Here is a 16,541-nt window from a genome sequence, read left to right as displayed (position 1 = left end):
ATCTGCCTGGTTCGTTTGCCTATTACGCTTTTGCAAGTTCCTGCTGCCTTAATTCAATTCTTCTGATTTTGCCTGACGTAGTTTTAGGCAGCTCAGAAACAAATTCAATTTTTCGTGGGTACTTATAAGGAGCTGTCAGCTCTTTCACATGATCCTGCAAGACAGGAATAAGTTCAGGCGAGCTCTCATCCACGTCATCCTGCAGGACTACATACGCTTTGACAATGCTCCCGCGCAGTTCATCCGGACTTGCCACGACAGCGCACTCTTTTACAAAAGGATGTTTAACGAGTGCATCTTCAACCTCAAACGGCCCAATTGTATAACCTGAACTGATGATGATATCATCCCGTCTTCCCTCAAACCAGAAATACCCGTCTTCATCTTTTCTTGCTCGATCCCCAGTAATATAATAACTGCCTCTGAATTGCATAGCTGTACGCTCAGCGTCTTTATAATATTCTTTAAATAAAGCAGGTGTATCAACATGGACTGCAATATCACCCACTTCTCCATCTTTGCAGATGTTACCTTCATCATCAATGATTTCAACTTTATTTCCGGGAGTAGGCTTGCCCATTGAACCCGGCTTAACTTCCATGCCTTTCATCACTCCGACAAGAAGGGTATTTTCAGTCTGTCCGTATCCATCCCGAACTTCGATATTAAAGTAATTTCTAAATGTATCAATAACTTCCCTGTTTAAAGGTTCACCGGCTGAAACGGCGCTGTGAAGAGCAGGAAGAGAGTAATCCTTTAAATTGTCTACCTTAGCCATCAGACGATACTCAGTCGGTGTGCAGCATAATACATTAACTTTATAATCCTGAAGGAGCTGGAGATATTTCTTTGGCTCAAATCGGCCATTGTAGACAAGTCCCGTTGCACCTGACCCAAGGACGGATAGGAATGGACTCCAGATCCATTTTTGCCAGCCCGGTCCTGCTGTTGCCCAGACCACATCATTCTCTTCAATGCTCAGCCAGTTTGCAGCTGCTGTTTTTAAATGAGCAAAAGCCCAGCCGTGAGTATGCACGACCCCTTTCGGGTTGCCCGTGGTGCCTGATGTATAGGATAAAAAGGCATGACTGTCTCTTTTAGTCTCCGCAAGCTTAAGCTCGCCTGATTCCTTTGCCGCTTCATCCTCAAGCGAATACCAGCCTTCAGCCTTTCCGCCGATTGAAAATTTATGAAGAGAATCAAATTCATTTATTTCTTTGCATTCACCTGTGAAATCCGTATAAGAGATGATCGCTTTCACATCTCCGTGGGTCACACGATATTGAAGATCTTTTGTGCGCAGCATCTCTGAGCTTGGTATAACAACAAAGCCAGCTTTTAATGCTCCCAAGTATACTGCATAGGCTTCTGGAAAACGCGGAATGATGACAAGAATTTTATCTCCTTGAGTAAGCCCTTTAGTTAATAAAGCGCTTCCAATTCTGTTTGCTTTGTCAAGAAGCTGTCCGTATGTATGTTCTTCTTTATCGCCTTTTTCATTCTCCCACTTCAATGCGATCCTGTCTGCATCTTTTGCATGCTTTTCTACTTCTTCTACTAGGTTATAGTTTTCTGGCGCGATTAGCTCATCTCTCAACATTGTGACCCCTCCTTGTTATCTCATAGTAAATTATACATAATATTTTAACATTTTTGAATATTATTGCGAAATATCTTACATTTAGTTTATTACTTTGTTTCAATCCAAGAACAAAAGCGCAAGCGCCTTGGTCAGATCCGACAGGCAGATAAGAATGCGACAGAAAAGTCCGGGTTTGACTTTTTTGGCGGATTTGTTCTGACCGAGGATCTAGGCGCTTGCGCTTACCGTAGATAACTTTATTTCATTATCCACAACCTATTACATTTTATAATTTCCTAAACCATTAAAAAAAGCGCGGAAAGATCATCCGCGCTAAAACTCAGCTTTGCTCATTCGATTCTACTGCATTTTTAGGTTCACTTCTTCTTTTTCGGCCTTGCTTTTTAGACTTCTGCTGTTTCTGATCCTGCTCCTGTCCGCCTTCAAATTCAGTATTTGGACGATTATTCTTTGTCATTCTGAAATACCTCCTCTATTTAAAATGCTCCGCAAGCATAAAAAATTCGAATAGAAAAGAGTGGGGTATGGTCCCCACCCTTCGTAGCCATATCTATTTAGTTCAGATTATTTTGAAAATCCACCCATGTTTTGTTGAGCGTAAGATACTAAACGTTTAGTGATCTCACCGCCTACAGAACCGTTAGCACGAGCAGTTGTTTCAGGTCCTAAGTTCACTCCGAACTCAGAAGCGATTTCGTATTTCATTTGGTCGATCGCTTGTTGTGCGCCTGGTACTACTAATTGGTTTGAGCTGTTGTTTGCCATGTGTTTTCACCTCCTTGTGAGTATAGATTGTGTAAAAACACATGGCTTCATTCAAACTAATTTTGGTAATTGTTCACAATTTCAATGTTTAAAATAAACTTTTTAATTCTTTATCTTCAGATGGTGAAATGACGATTATTTCCGTATCTTCAACTGCTTTATCAATGAGAGGTTCAAAATCGAGGAAACTTTCGAACCTTTGCGCTTTTTCAAGTTTTGGTTTTGTAGTTGGAGATGCTGGTGTAAAAATTGTGCAGCAATCTTCGTATGGCAAAATGGAGGTATCATGGGTTCCAATTTGTTTGGCTATAGTGATGATATCCGTTTTATCATAAGTGATCAGCGGACGGATAATCGGAGTGCTTGTTACATCATTGATAGCAAACATGCTCTCCATCGTCTGGCTGGCAACTTGTCCAAGGCTTTCTCCGGTGATTATCGCTAAGCCGCCCTGTTTTTCACGGATTCTGTCAGCTATTTTAAGCATCATCCGCCGTGTAGATGTCATGTTATAGCTTTCGGGCACCTGTTTTTGAATCGTTTCCTGTATTTCCGTAAACGGTACAATATGCAGCTTGATTTGTCCGCTGAAAGAAGTAAGTTTTTTTGCCAGGTCCATTACTTTTTGCCTGGCGCGCTCACTCGTATACGGAGGACTGAAGAAGTGAACGGCTTCCACATCGATGCCGCGTTTCATAGCTAAGAAGCCGGCAACGGGACTGTCAATCCCGCCTGAGAGCATCAATACAGCTTTTCCGCTTGCCCCTGCAGGAAGACCGCCCGCTCCCTGAAAATCCTTACAGGTCAAATAGGCGGCTTCTTCACGGACTTCAACTCTTAAATCAATGTCAGGTTCGTGCACATCAACTTTTAAATCTTCCGTATTATGCAGAATGTGGCTGCCGATTGCGTGATTGATTTCATTTGTTAGGAGGGGAAACGTTTTATCTGCTCTTTTAGCGGATATTTTAAAGGTATCTCCAGGTTTATATTGCTCAGACATCAGCTCAAGTGCTCCATTTTTAATAGCCTCAAGTTCATTCTTTGTTTTTAAAGCTAAGCTAAAAGAATGGATGCCGAATACATTTTCCAGCTTTTCAAGAATAGGTTCGTGATTTTCTCCTTGAAGCCTGATATACATACGGTCTCTGTTGCTGCTGTAGACTAAGGCCGGAAACTCATGCAGCACCAGTTTAATATTTGCTTTTAACTGATCAACAAACCGTTTTCGATTTTTTCCTTTTGTAGAAATTTCTCCATATCGGATTAAAATATGATCATAATTCATCTTACTACCTCGTTAATTTCGTTAATTTTTCAAGAGATTTCTTTAGAGCAGCCATAAATTCTTCCAGCTCTTCAATTGTATTTTCATATGAAAGGCTTATGCGGATTGAGCTTGATGCCACAGCTTCGCCTTTTCCCATAGCAAGCAGTACCGTGCTGCTCTTTTTTCTTTTTGACGAACAGGCAGATGTTGTTGAAACATAGATTCCGGATTGTTCAAGCATATGTAAAAGCACTTCTGCCTGAATGCCAGGTGCGGAAAAATTAATAATATGGGGTGCTGATGCAATCTCAGCTGTATTTAAGACAATACCATCTATTTTATTCAGTTCTCCAATCAGCATTCTTTTCATCTTTTGCAAATCATTTTTGCAGGCTTCGTATTTTTCAGCGGACATTCTTAACGCTTTTGCCATTGATACTGCAAGTGCGATGCTCTCCGTGCCTGAACGGGTCTGCATCTCCTGTGCGCCTCCTGATAAAAGGGGCTCGATTTTGATTCCTTTTCGGGCATATAAAACTCCGCAGCCATTTAATGCATGGAATTTGTGTCCTGATAGTGTACATAAATCAATGCCTTTAAGTGAAAGAGGAACTTTAGCCGCCCCCTGTACATGATCAACGTGAAAATAAATTCCCGGAAAATCCTTAAGGAGACTGCTGATTTTTTCTATGGGCTGAATCGATCCTGTTTCATTATTCACATGCATAACGGATACTAAAATGGTTTCTTTCCTGATGTTTTTTTTAATATCTTCGACTTTAACAATACCTTCTTCATTTACAGGAAGATACGTTACGTCAAAGTCAAACAGCTCTTGCAGCTGTCTGCAGCTTTCAATGACAGAAGGATGTTCAATTTGGGTAGTAATAATATGATTCCCTCTTTTTTTTTGAGAAAGGGCCGTGCCTTTAATGGCTAAGTTATTTCCTTCAGTGCCCCCTGATGTGAAGATGATTTCTTTTTCATCTGCTCCTAAAAGGCCAGCCATTTGTTTTCTTGCCTGCGCTAGCAGGTTTTCAGCTTCTGCGCCTAGACCGTGCAGCGAGGATGGATTGGCGAAAAAACGGGTTGCAACATGTGCAAAAGCGTGCAATACTTCATCATATGGTTTTGTGGTTGCACTATTATCAAGATAGATCAAGATATTCGATCCTCCAATACATTGAAAAACAAGGAGTTTTGAACTGTATATTTAAAGAAAAGAGTAATGTTGTACGAAACAAACAATCATAATAACATAAAATCAGCAAATAAGAAATAAATGTTTGACTATTTGACATATTAAATTTTTTGAATATAATAAAAACTGATTTAATCTTATTTTTCGACAAATTTTTTAGATAATGTGGTAGGATGAAAACGGATACATTTCTAACACTCAGTCTTCAGGGGGATTTTCATGTCAAAATCATTGCCATTAAAAGAAACTTTAACTATAGGACTTATGCTCTTCGCTTTATTTTTTGGAGCAGGTAATTTAATCTTTCCGCCTGGATTAGGCCAGCAAGCTGGTGTAAACATGTGGGAGGCGATTATCGGATTCCTGATAACAGGTGTTGGACTTCCGCTCCTTGGGGTTGTCGCAATTGGAGTATCAGGCAGTGATGTCCAATCTCTCGCAGGCAGGGTACATCCAGTTTTCGGATTAGTATTTACATTCATTCTATATTTAGCCATAGGACCTGTCTTTGCCATTCCAAGAACAGGCACAGTCACATATGAAGTTGGAATATTGCCTTTCTTGACAGCTTCAGCAGCAGAAAGCAGTTTGCCTTTATTTATATTTACCATTATCTTTTTTGGAATTACGTTTTGGCTGTCACTTAATCCAACGAAGATTGTAGATACAGTTGGAAAGCTTTTAACCCCAATCCTGCTGATTGTACTTGCGCTTATCTCTATTAAGATGTTTGTAACACCTATGGGAGAAATGCAAGCTCCTAAAGGAGAATATGCAGAGGGTTCCTTTTTCAAAGGATTTTTGGAAGGATATTTGACAATGGATACGCTTGCTGCACTCGTTTTCAGTATTGTTGTCATCAATGCAGTCAAAGAAAGAGGCATTACAGACCGTTCTGCGATTGCAAAAATCTGTATCAGATGCGGGTTAATCGCTGCTGCAGGTCTTGCAGCAGTTTATATTTCCCTTGCGTACTTGGGAGCTACAAGCGTAACTCAAATTGGTTATCTCGATAATGGCGGAGCTGTTTTATCGGAATCAGTTAATATCCTATTTGGTTCATTAGGAAATGTGATTTTAAGCACTGCTATTACATTTGCTTGTTTGACAACAAGTATTGGCCTGGTTTCAGCCTGCGGCAAATATTTCTCAAAGGTTTTTCCAAGTGTTTCGTATAAACTCATCATTACAGTTATTTGTTTATTCAGTTTAATCGTTGCAAACGCGGGATTAACGAAGCTAATCGCCTTTTCTGTACCAATTTTGATTGCTTTATATCCACTTGCAATCGTTCTGATCATTCTTTCTTTTCTTCACCACTATTTTAAAGGTGCACCTGAAGTTTACATTTGCAGTTTAATTTTGACGACGGTTATTAGCATTGCTGATGGATTAAAAGCTGGAGGCATGCTCCCAGGAGCAGCTGACGAGTGGCTTACTTCCATTGTTCCGTTATTCGACTACGGCATTGGATTCTTAGTTCCTGCTGTCATTGGCGGTATTATTGGGTTTATCATCTCCTCCACTCGGACTAATCATAAAAGCGGTGCAGCCTTGGCCAGTTCGCGAAGAAAATAGAAATTGATAAAAAAATCCCGTACCTACTTGGTACGGGATTTTTTTATGAAGATGGTTTTGTTTCTTCATCCAAAATGATTTGAAGCTTCGAGAGTGAACCTGGCTCAACTTGTTCAAGAGCCGCGGCTGCTTTTTCGAGCGACTTGCTGTATTCATATTTTCTGAAATGCAATTCCGCCTCTTTTAATTGATCAGCGACAGTTCCATTTCTTCTTCTGTATTTATTTCCATATTGAATCACTTTTTCAGCTAAATAGACTTGTTCGATCATTTCTTCGGCCTGCTTGGAGAACGTCTCTATGTTCTTAACTGCCTCATCAAGCAGTGCATTAACCTCAACCATATTCAATGGGATCTCTTCAAGCCTGCGTGAAACCTGAGAAATTGATTGCTTGGCGTCCTGAAGCAGCTGAGCAAGACTTTCAGGCAGACCAGGCACATTGCTCTTCTGGATTTTTCTGCTGGAGTCGTGCAGCTGTTTTCTTGCATCAGACAATGCTTTCCTTGCTTCCCGCTCTTCTTTGCGGAGTGCCTGAAGCAATTCACTGAAATCCTGATGCTCGGTTTTAACAGAAGCTATATGCTTCTCAAGTTCTTCAAGCTCTTCTTTTAAAATTGAATGAGCAAGCGGTTCTGTCTGCAGGTTGTTTTGAATATGAGAGAATTGCTTATAAAGGGAGTTAATTTGCTTTTCCAGTTTTCTCTGTTTATCTAAATCAACTTCAGAAATTTGATAGCTCTGTCTTACAAGTTCTGCTTCTTCCTGTGTTTCTTTGCGCTTAGCTAAAAGGTCTGCAAGCTGCTGATCAATCTTGCTTGTGGCAGATTGCACATAATGGTGGGCGAGTACTTCTTTTTCCAGAAGATCATAGAATGTGTCAATTGCTTCCTGAATTTCTTCTAAGCTATCTTTTACTTCAGCTGTATTTGCTTCAGCCAGAAGCTCCATATGATCCTCAAGCTGCTTAGTCATCTTGTGAAGCTCTGTTTCAAGCTGAATATGCTTCAAATGGAAGCCATTATCAAGCATTTCCTGATAACCCTCGGCAAGCTCTGCAAGCTGATTCGGAATAACCGTGTGACACTCTGCCAAAAGCTTTGGTATGTCGTCGATTTTAGACAGCAGAATCAGAATTTCTTCTTTTTGAACGAGCAGAATCTCTCTTGCAGCCAAATAGTTGCCTGCCTCGGTTTCTGCTTCAAATTGTTTTAATGCTTCAACAATCTCCCCAAGCTTTGCATCAAGCTTTGCATGAGATTTTCCAAACGTATGGCTGTGTGCAAGAAGCGTCTTTTTTGCTTTCTTCACATTAGCCCTTACGTCCTCTATTTCTGTGCTGTTCTTTTCTTCGCTCGATATCAGCTCATTAATCTCCGATATAATGATTTCAATCGATTCATCAACAAGCTTCAGTGTTTTTTCGATATGCTCCAAAACCTTTTTGGATTTGGTGAAACGGTATTTGTCCGCATAGTCCTCTGCATCAAACAGGAGCTCCTCTACTTCAGGAAGCTGGGCTGTAATAATCTCATCCCATTCCTTCCTCCACCGTTCAAATAATTCTTCGGCTTGTCCTGTCATTTTCAAGTCTTTGACTTTTGAAAGTTCATCTACAATTGACCGGTTCATAATCTCAATCTTCAAGGCTTCTAAACGATCAACTTCTTTGTATATGTTCCTTCTGATAACGTAGCCGACACTAAATAAAACCAGCAAAATGACAATAAGTCCAATAACGACTTCCATAATGAGCCCCCTCGTTGTGTTCCAGCAAATCGTCATAACAAGGTATAATATTTTTATATGAATGTAAGTAACGATTGTCGAATTCTTATGTAAAGTGTATTTATTTGTGAATGATGTTATTTCATTGTATTTATGATACCATGTAAACGACAATTTTTGACCGATAATTTAAATTTTTTTACATAATTTATCGCCATATTTCGCAGTTTTCGAGAGGTGTGACAAAGCTTGAGAAAAAAAGACGGACATGTCCATACGCCATTTTGTCCCCACGGTTCAGCAGACAGTTTTGAAATGTATATCGGAAAAGCTCTGAAAATGGGTTTAGAAGAGCTGACATTTACTGAGCACGCTCCGCTGCCGGCGGATTTTTCCGATCCGGTTCCTGATTCAGACAGTGCAATGAATATGAGACTTTTAAACGACTATATCTCACAACTCTTAAAAGTAAAAGAAAAATACTCAAATGACATTAAGATTAATCTCGGATTTGAAATTGATTATATAGAAGGTTTTGAACATGAAACAGAATCGTTTCTGTCTGAATACGGCCAATATATTGACGATGCTGTGCTGTCAGTTCACTTTTTAAAATTAAATGGCCAATATTATTGCGCGGATTTTCATGAGAGTACGTTCTTGCAAATGATGGAGGCAGCAGGAGGCTTGAAATCACTTCATATTAAATATTATGAAACAATGCTTGCGGCAGTCAAATCAAATCTAGGCCCTCATAAGCCTAAACGGCTGGGCCATCTCACTCTGATAAATAAATTCCAAAAACGGTTTCCTGCAGATTTCAATATAAAAGACATGCAGCATGACCTGCTGCACGCCGTTAAAGAACAGAACATGGAGCTTGATTTTAATGTGGCAGGTTTAAGGAAAGATTTATGCGGAGCCATCTATCTTGATCCGTGGATGATAAGCGAGGCAAAAAAACAAAACATCCCTCTCATATACGGGTCTGACGCCCATAGTGCAAAGGATGTTGGTGCACACTATTCCCTTTTTGAGGAGGCTCTTCTTTAAGGTTCACATTCTAAACAATAGCTTCTTTTTGTGCAGGGTCGCAAAGCAGATGATCGATCCATATTTCAATTTCATGGAAGTATTGCTTTACGAAATAAGTTTCATGTGTCTGTATATAGAGAACTTCACTCATATACTGAGGCTGAAGGTAAGGCATATTCAGCAGGCTCTTTAATTGCACTAAAATGTGCACCATTGGCGCCTTGCGGAAATAACCGGTTTTAATGCCCTCTTCAAGAATGGCTTTAAAAAAGTATTTCTCCTTCGTCAGATAGGTCGTCATTACTTCTCTGATTAAGGTAGAATCTAAGGTAACTTCTCTTAGAACAAACCTTGCAAGTTGACGATTTTGATGCTGGTAGTTTAAAATATCCTGAATTAAGAGCAGAAGACAATTTTTCGGTGTTTCATGGCTCAGGCGAATATAGCCTTCTTCAATGACAGAAAGGTATCCTTCGTAATACTTGGAGACCAGGTACTCCAAGAGGCGGCCCTTTCCGTTAAAATAGTAGGAGATGTGAGCAACATTTACATTTGCTTTTTTGGCGATTTCCCTGACAGAAGTCCCATTAAAGCCTTGTGTGTTAAATAATGCTACAGCGGCGTCAATAATCTTTTCTTTCGTTTGATTGGGGACGTTCGGCTGAATTGGCATAATTCTCACCCCTTTCATCATTACTATGTTATTTCAAGGAAGCAGGAGGTTTATCCTTTAATGTTTTCTCGACAAAGTTTGTCTCGCTCATTTTATTAATGGGGAAAAATACACAAAGGTGGGGAATCATCATGTTTCATGTCGAAAAATACAGTGGCAAACAAGAAGAAAATTACCAGCTGCTCATTAAACAGCTTAAAGCACTATTAGACGGAGAAAGCGATCAAATCGCTAATTTATCGAACGCTTCTGCTTTATTGAATCAGTTTTTGCAAGAAGTGAACTGGGTTGGATTCTATTTATATAAAGACAGCGAACTTGTACTGGGGCCTTTTCAGGGTCTTCCTGCATGTGTCAGAATTCCTATGGGCAGAGGAGTATGCGGAACAGCTGCAGCCAATCAAAAAACAGCACGGATCGCTGACGTTCACTCTTTCCCCGGTCATATCGCCTGTGATGCAGCATCACAGTCTGAAATCGTTATTCCTATTGTAAAAGAAGGAGAGCTGTTAGGTGTGCTTGATATCGACAGCCCTGTAAAAAATCGCTTCAGTGAACTCGATCAAGAATACTTAGAGCAATTTACTGAAGCCCTGACAGATTATTTGTGAACAAGAACAAACCGGAACCCTTAAAGTTCCGGTTTTATTTTATTTCCGCTCTAAAGCCTGTTCTAGATCTTCCCAAATATCTTCGACGCTTTCAAGACCTACCGACAGCCGGACAAGATTATCTTCGATCCCCATTTGCATTCTTTCAAACTCTGGAACTACGGAATGGGTCATTGTTGCGGGGTGCTGAATTAAGGATTCTGCATCCCCAAGGCTAACGGCAATCTTTATCAGCCGCAGCGAGTTGATAAATGCCTGTGTTGCTGCTTTATCATGGTTTTTAAGAGTAAAGGTAATGAGTCCTCCGCCCTTTTTCATTTGCTTTTTAGCAAGAGCAACCTGCACCTGATTTCCTAAAAATGGATAGGTAACACGTTCTATAGATGGATGCGCAAGCAGCCTCTTTGCAATTTCTCCTGCATTTTCACAGTGTCGGTCCATTCGGACAGGGAGTGTTTTTAATCCTCTAAGCAGCAGCCAGGCGTCGAATGGAGACATAATGGCTCCGATATCTTTTCTTTCCGTCATGGCAAGTTTGTGAATGTATTCTTTCTTGCCTGCAACAAAACCGCCAATGACATCTCCATGGCCGCTGATATATTTTGTTGCACTGTGCAGCACAATATCACAGCCCAGCAAAAGCGGCTGCTGCAGATATGGTGAACAAAAGGTATTATCAACAATCACTTTTAATCCGTGTGCTTTTGCAGCAGCGGTAACTGTTTCTAAATTAATCAGCTGCATAGTAGGGTTAATGGGTGTCTCAATATAGATGCAAGAAGTCTCCGGCTTAATGGCTGCTTCTATTTCTTCTATACTGTTCAATTCTGAAAATGAATAAGTGATCCCGAATTTTTCTTCAAGCATTTTCAGCAATCCAAACGTACATCCATAGATTCCTTTAGAACATAGGATATGGGAACCTGTTTTGACCATAGACATGAGAACCGCTGATACAGCTCCCATACCGGAACCGAAAGCAAGAGCCGCTTCTGCCTCTTCAAGTGCCGCGATTTTCTGTTCTGCCAATTGTACAGTCGGATTTCCTAACCGGGAATATATATGGCCTTCTTCTTCTCCCGCAAAACGCTTTTCTCCTGTTTCCGCCCGGTCAAATACAAACGTCGCTGTTTGATAAAGCGGAGGCGTCAAACTGTTATATGGGTCCTTCATTTGTTTTTGACCGTGAATGACTTTTGTTTCAAAGCTGAATTCCTTCCCCAGTGTTCTCTCCCCCTTCTCTTACATTCATTATCATATGATAGTTCTGCAGAATTTGAAAGCGCTTTCTTAATTAGACAAAAAAGATGTCACCCTTAAGATGACATCTTTCTTATCCAACCTCTATATCTTGCTGAAAAATGACGCGGTTTTTCCCGCTTTCCTTCGCACTGTATAATGCTTTGTCGGCACGCCTGATAATTCTTTTCAGCGTATCGTGCCGGCCATCCTTCCAATGAGCGACTCCGCAAGAAACAGTGACTGTCGGATCTGTACCTTTCAGCACGGAACCAACAAGGCGGTTTGCTACTGAGATTCCCGTTGCAAGATCCGTCTGCGGCAGATAAACCGCAAGTTCTTCTCCGCCCCACCTTGCACCCACATCTTGTTCACGAATATTGTTTTTGATAATCCTTGCGACTTGAATAAGGACCTCATCACCAACTTGATGTCCATATGTATCATTCACCAGCTTAAAATCATCTATGTCCATAAGGATGAATGTTCCTTGGCTGTCTTTACCCAGAGAAATCTGTACAGACTCATCCAAGAAGTTGCGGGAATGCAGATTGGTTAAATGATCTGTTTTTACAAGCATCTCAAGCTCTTCCCGGAGCATGGAATTCATAAGCGCCAGCGTAGAATGATGAATAAGTGATTGCATCAGCTTAAACATCTCAAAGGTAAAGTAATAAGAGTCAGAATGAAGAACAATGACAAATCCCTTCAGCTGCTCGCTTTGAATCATCGGTATGGCAATCAGAGAGGAAAATTCTGATTTGCCGCTTCCGCTTGCTTCTCCGATAAATAATCCTTCTAGATGCCGGCTGAATTTGCTGTGAACCAAATTCAAATATGGCTCTGATTCTTCTTTGTGAAAAAAAGGCGTACTGCCCGGCAAAATACAGGGCTGCCCATCCTTATTCATATAATAAAAGCCGACCTCTTCTGCAGAAAATGAACGCATGATTCTGTCTGACATGAAAGTCATCGTTTCAACCAGCCTCAGGTTTTTATTCAGCCGGTGCGATGTTTCATTTATAAGCTGCAGATCTGAAACAAGCTTTTTTGATTGTTCATAAAGCTTTGCATTTTCAAGTGCATTACCGGCAGCCTTTGCAAGAGATGTAATAATCAGCATCACTTCCTTGTCTAAATGAGACTGATTTTGCTTGGTGGCTTCTAAAACTCCGTAAACCCCCTGCTTTCCTCTAAGCGGAGCATAAACAACAAGATGATTTGAATGTTCATAAAGCTCCCACTGCACATCACCTGACAAATACGCCTGCATCGCTTTTTCATTTCCGTAATTTCCTTCGTAATCCAAGCTTTTAATCGGCAAATTTTGTTTGTTGTCATTATCCTGTGACAGAAACAGATAAAAAAGATAGGCAGGAAACATCGTTTGAAGTGAATCAATCAGCTGATCCAATACCTCGTCCTTATTCATTGTCGAATGAAGTTTTTCTGTCAGCTGATACAGAGATTTATATTTAGCGTCACTCTCCCTTTTATTGGACATTCTGATAAAATAGGAAAGGAAATGTTCGCATTCACTCTGAAGTTTTTCGTAAAATTCCTTGCTGAAAGCATTCTTCTTTATCTTTATTACTATAAGATATTCACCAGGGATTAATAGCTCCGCCTCGTGATCATGCATTTCAATCCGTTCCTGCTGTTTAATAAATCGATCGCATTGATAGAAGCCAGCTGTTGAAGCAAGCAGAACATATTTATGATTTTCATATTTAAAAAGAGCAGCATCCTCTGATTCCATTGCTTTTTGCAGGGTGCAGACAAAGTATTCTTCATGCTTTATGCTGTTTTGCAGGCATTCGCTGCTGATATAATCAAAGAAAAGACTCTTAATAGACATTAACGTATAGTCTGATAGATGTATCACAAAAATCCCCCGTACTGTCAAATCCTGCATTATTCATTTCAGTATAACATAGAATATTTTCCAATTTATCTATTTCATGTGTTTTTCTAAACTTCCACTCCTCACTTTTTTTCGGATGTTTGCTTGACTTTATTTTATTAAAATCATATAATGTTCGTTGTGTAAAATAAATATTCGCAGCCTATTGATACCACTGCTGTGATTTCATTTTGTTCCTCCATTGTGAGGTGTATCGTGTAACTCTCTGCTGCTGGAGCGAGGATATATGAAAACAAAATGTGCATGTCAGTTCAGGGTCAGTCTGTTTTTATTTTATGCCAAATAAAAACATGTAAGGAGGAGACATATATGTCTCGTTATACAGGTCCAAGTTGGAAACTTTCCCGTCGTTTGGGAATTTCATTAAGCGGAACAGGTAAAGAATTAGAAAAGCGTCCATTCGCGCCAGGTCAGCACGGCCCGACTCAACGCAAAAAATTATCTGAGTACGGTTTACAATTACAAGAAAAACAAAAGCTTCGCCACATGTTCGGTGTGAACGAGCGTCAATTCCGCAACACATTTGACAAAGCTGCTAAAATGACTGGTAAACACGGTGAAAACTTCATGATTCTTCTTGAGTCTCGTTTAGACAACGTTGTTTATCGTCTTGGTTTAGCCCGCACTCGCCGTCAAGCACGTCAAATCGTTAACCATGGTCACATCATGGTTGATGGAAGCCGCGTAGACATTCCATCATTCCAAGTGAAACCAGGTCAAACAATTACTTTACGTGAAAAATCACGTAACCTTGACATCGTTAAAGAATCAATCGAAGTAAGCAACTTCGTTCCTGAATTCTTAACTTTCGATGCTGACAAATTAGAAGGTACTTTCACTCGCTTACCAGAGCGTTCTGAATTGCCTGCTGAAATTAACGAAGCTCTTATCGTTGAGTTCTACTCACGTTAATTGTAAAAACCCTGGAAACGTTGATGAAACGATTTCCAGGGTTTTTCTTTTATATAAAACCTTCTGCATCCCCTCACACTGAATCGTAATCTCCTCTGTCCCTATAAAAACACTAAGCAAATTTTCTTTTCCTCTTATGAATCGCAGCTGAAAGAATATTGCCTGTTTTGAAGATTCTTATCTGCTGTTTAGAGAAACACTAGGCCTTGATGTAACGTTCATTTATTTCATTCACAATAATCGTTCTTTGCGCTTTGCGTAAGGAATCCTTTTTCAGAAAGATAAATCATTTCAATCGGCATCTGCTGATTTTTTGATTTCTCCAATAAGACCTTCATCGTATCAGCTCCTTTATTCTCCTTTCATCATATGCAAACACACGTTCTATTACAACTGAAAACGATGAAATTATTGTGTGTGATTTTTGGAAGAAATACTGCTATAGAAGAATTTGTTTATAAACATGCCCCCTTTTACTGCCTTCAAACATTTATTTCTTAAACGATATTATTTCTTCACAACAAAAAAGCCTCAACAAGTGAGGCTTTTCTTTAGTCCTTGTATTGAATTAACGTGTACTTCTTCTTCCCTCTGCGGATAACCGTGAATTTACCATCAATGCGGTCTTCCGCTCCAAGAATTTTGTTCGTGTCCTGAATGCGCTCGCCATTGATGTATACTGCTCCATTTGAAACATCTTCTCTTGCCTGGCGTTTTGAAGGCGAGATCTTAGCATTAACAAGCAAATCGATTAAGCCGATTTCAGCTTCTTCTACTGTAAATGCAGGCACATCTTTAAAGCCCTGCTCTATTTCATCTCCTGTCAGCTCTTTAATGTTGCCGCTGAACAAAGCCTCTGAAATTTTAATTGCCTGATCCAAAGATTCCACTCCGTGTACAAGCTTTGTCATTTCTTCAGCCAGCGCTTTTTGGGCAGCGCGTTTTTCTGGAGAGCTCACAAGCTCCTGCTCAAGAGCTTCAATTTCCGCGTGTGACATGAACGTGAAGAACTTAATGTATTTCATAACGTCGCGGTCATCTGTATTGATCCAGAACTGGTAGAACTCGTAAGGAGTCGTTTTTTCTTTATCCAGCCAGATGGCGCCGCCTTCGGTTTTGCCAAATTTTGTGCCGTCTGATTTTGTTACCAATGGAACTGTTAAACCAAATGCTTTGGAGTTTTCCTCCGATTTCCGAATCAATTCAAGACCTGCTGTAATGTTGCCCCACTGATCGCTCCCTCCAATTTGAAGTTTGCATCCAGCTGATCTGTATAAATTTAAAAAGTCATAAGACTGCAGAATCATGTAACTGAACTCTGTGTATGAGATCCCCGATTCAATTCTTGAAGACACCGTATCTTTTGCAAGCATGTAGTTGATGCCGAAGTTTTTTCCTACATCCCTTAAGAATGTAATTAAATCCATCGATCCGATCCAGTCAAAGTTGTTTGCAAGTGTAGCCGGATTTTCACATGAAGGATCAAAATCAAGAAAACGGGATAGCTGGTCTTTAATTTTGTTTGACCACTCCTGTACAATGTCTGAAGTATTAAGCGTTCTTTCTGCTTTCTTTCCGCTTGGATCGCCAATTAAGCCAGTAGCTCCGCCTACTAAAGCAATCGGGCGGTGACCAGCCTGCTGAAAGCGGCGAAGGGTTAAAATGGGAAGTAAATGTCCAATGTGCAGACTGTCTGCCGTTGGATCAAAACCGGAATATAATTTCACAGACTCCTCTTCCAAAACCTTTTTCAGGCCTTCTTCGTCTGTCATTTGATTAATTAGTCCTCTGAACTGAAGATCTTTCAGTAATTCACTCATTCTGACACTCTCCTTTTTTTCATAAATATACAAAAACGCCCCTTCATAAATGAAGGGGCGTGATTACGCGGTACCACCCTACTTAGGAAAAAGACATACTGATTCCTATCTCGGCATATATAACGGCATTCTGACCGTCTTTCGCTATTTGGCATTTCAGCCTTTCACAAAAGAAGCTCCTGGA

At 40.3% G+C, this 16,541-nt stretch carries 14 protein-coding genes and 1 other annotated feature (1 of these 15 running past the window's edge); of the genes, 4 read left to right on the top strand and 10 right to left on the bottom strand.

The annotated features are described in order from the left end of the window. Positions 1-22: 22 nt before the first annotated feature. The 5 genes from mbcS to GJU41_RS15540 all read right to left on the bottom strand — a co-directional run bounded on the left by mbcS (position 23) and on the right by GJU41_RS15540 (position 4,800). Entirely contained in the window at positions 23-1,600 is a 1,578-nt protein-coding gene (mbcS, locus tag GJU41_RS15560; protein WP_070876492.1) for an acyl-CoA synthetase MbcS, read from the bottom strand. Between the two features lie 322 nt (positions 1,601-1,922). Continuing rightward, complete coding sequence (locus GJU41_RS15555) at positions 1,923-2,060, bottom strand: hypothetical protein (protein ID WP_154319082.1); 138 nt, start codon at positions 2,058-2,060, stop codon at positions 1,923-1,925. A gap of 107 nt (positions 2,061-2,167) precedes the next feature. Further along, entirely contained in the window at positions 2,168-2,368 is a 201-nt protein-coding gene (locus GJU41_RS15550) for an alpha/beta-type small acid-soluble spore protein (protein WP_029279082.1), read from the bottom strand. Positions 2,369-2,456: 88 nt separating this feature from the next. Further along, complete coding sequence (gene thiI, locus GJU41_RS15545; protein WP_070876493.1) at positions 2,457-3,656, bottom strand: tRNA uracil 4-sulfurtransferase ThiI; 1,200 nt, start codon at positions 3,654-3,656, stop codon at positions 2,457-2,459. Between the two features lie 4 nt (positions 3,657-3,660). After that, positions 3,661-4,800 (bottom strand): cysteine desulfurase family protein, encoded by a 1,140-nt coding sequence (locus GJU41_RS15540; RefSeq protein WP_070876494.1) that lies wholly within the window; start codon positions 4,798-4,800, stop codon positions 3,661-3,663. A gap of 258 nt (positions 4,801-5,058) precedes the next feature. On the opposite strand from GJU41_RS15540, the gene brnQ reads away from it, so the two are divergent. Continuing rightward, on the top strand, positions 5,059-6,417 hold the full coding sequence (gene brnQ / locus GJU41_RS15535; RefSeq protein ID WP_070876495.1) for a branched-chain amino acid transport system II carrier protein: 1,359 nt from the start codon (positions 5,059-5,061) through the stop codon (positions 6,415-6,417). A 43-nt stretch (positions 6,418-6,460) separates the two neighbouring features. Here brnQ and ezrA read toward each other — a convergent pair whose 3' ends face one another. Next, entirely contained in the window at positions 6,461-8,164 is a 1,704-nt protein-coding gene (gene ezrA, locus GJU41_RS15530) for a septation ring formation regulator EzrA (RefSeq protein ID WP_070876496.1), read from the bottom strand. 228 nt (positions 8,165-8,392) lie between these two features. On the opposite strand from ezrA, the gene hisJ reads away from it, so the two are divergent. Further along, complete coding sequence (gene hisJ / locus GJU41_RS15525) at positions 8,393-9,196, top strand: histidinol-phosphatase HisJ (RefSeq protein WP_070876497.1); 804 nt, start codon at positions 8,393-8,395, stop codon at positions 9,194-9,196. Positions 9,197-9,206: 10 nt separating this feature from the next. On the opposite strand, the gene refZ is transcribed toward hisJ, so the two are convergent. Continuing rightward, a complete protein-coding gene (gene refZ / locus GJU41_RS15520; protein ID WP_070876498.1) occupies positions 9,207-9,851 on the bottom strand; it encodes a forespore capture DNA-binding protein RefZ in 645 nt (214 codons plus the stop codon). 131 nt (positions 9,852-9,982) lie between these two features. Here refZ and GJU41_RS15515 point away from each other — a divergent pair, with 131 nt between their 5' ends. Further along, positions 9,983-10,462 (top strand): GAF domain-containing protein, encoded by a 480-nt coding sequence (locus GJU41_RS15515; protein WP_070876499.1) that lies wholly within the window; start codon positions 9,983-9,985, stop codon positions 10,460-10,462. A 39-nt stretch (positions 10,463-10,501) separates the two neighbouring features. Here GJU41_RS15515 and megL read toward each other — a convergent pair whose 3' ends face one another. Together megL and GJU41_RS25430 are read right to left on the bottom strand one after the other, a co-directional pair. Continuing rightward, positions 10,502-11,686, bottom strand: coding sequence for a methionine gamma-lyase (gene megL, locus GJU41_RS15510; protein WP_154319081.1), 1,185 nt, complete (start codon positions 11,684-11,686; stop codon positions 10,502-10,504). A gap of 109 nt (positions 11,687-11,795) precedes the next feature. Beyond that, positions 11,796-13,586, bottom strand: coding sequence for a sensor domain-containing diguanylate cyclase (locus tag GJU41_RS25430; RefSeq protein WP_170292808.1), 1,791 nt, complete (start codon positions 13,584-13,586; stop codon positions 11,796-11,798). 348 nt (positions 13,587-13,934) lie between these two features. On the opposite strand from GJU41_RS25430, the gene rpsD reads away from it, so the two are divergent. Beyond that, entirely contained in the window at positions 13,935-14,537 is a 603-nt protein-coding gene (rpsD, locus tag GJU41_RS15500; RefSeq protein ID WP_070876502.1) for a 30S ribosomal protein S4, read from the top strand. A 551-nt stretch (positions 14,538-15,088) separates the two neighbouring features. Here the strand turns inward: rpsD and tyrS are convergent. After that, positions 15,089-16,357 (bottom strand): tyrosine--tRNA ligase, encoded by a 1,269-nt coding sequence (tyrS, locus tag GJU41_RS15495; protein WP_154319080.1) that lies wholly within the window; start codon positions 16,355-16,357, stop codon positions 15,089-15,091. Between the two features lie 50 nt (positions 16,358-16,407). Further along, positions 16,408-16,541, bottom strand: a binding site (T-box leader) (it continues 95 nt past the right edge of the window).

This window comes from Metabacillus idriensis (genome assembly GCF_009674765.1).
Classification (GTDB): domain Bacteria; phylum Bacillota; class Bacilli; order Bacillales; family Bacillaceae; genus Bacillus_P; species Bacillus_P idriensis.
The sequence above is the reverse complement of the archived record's forward strand: the minus strand, read 5'-3'. Positions and strand labels throughout refer to the sequence as shown.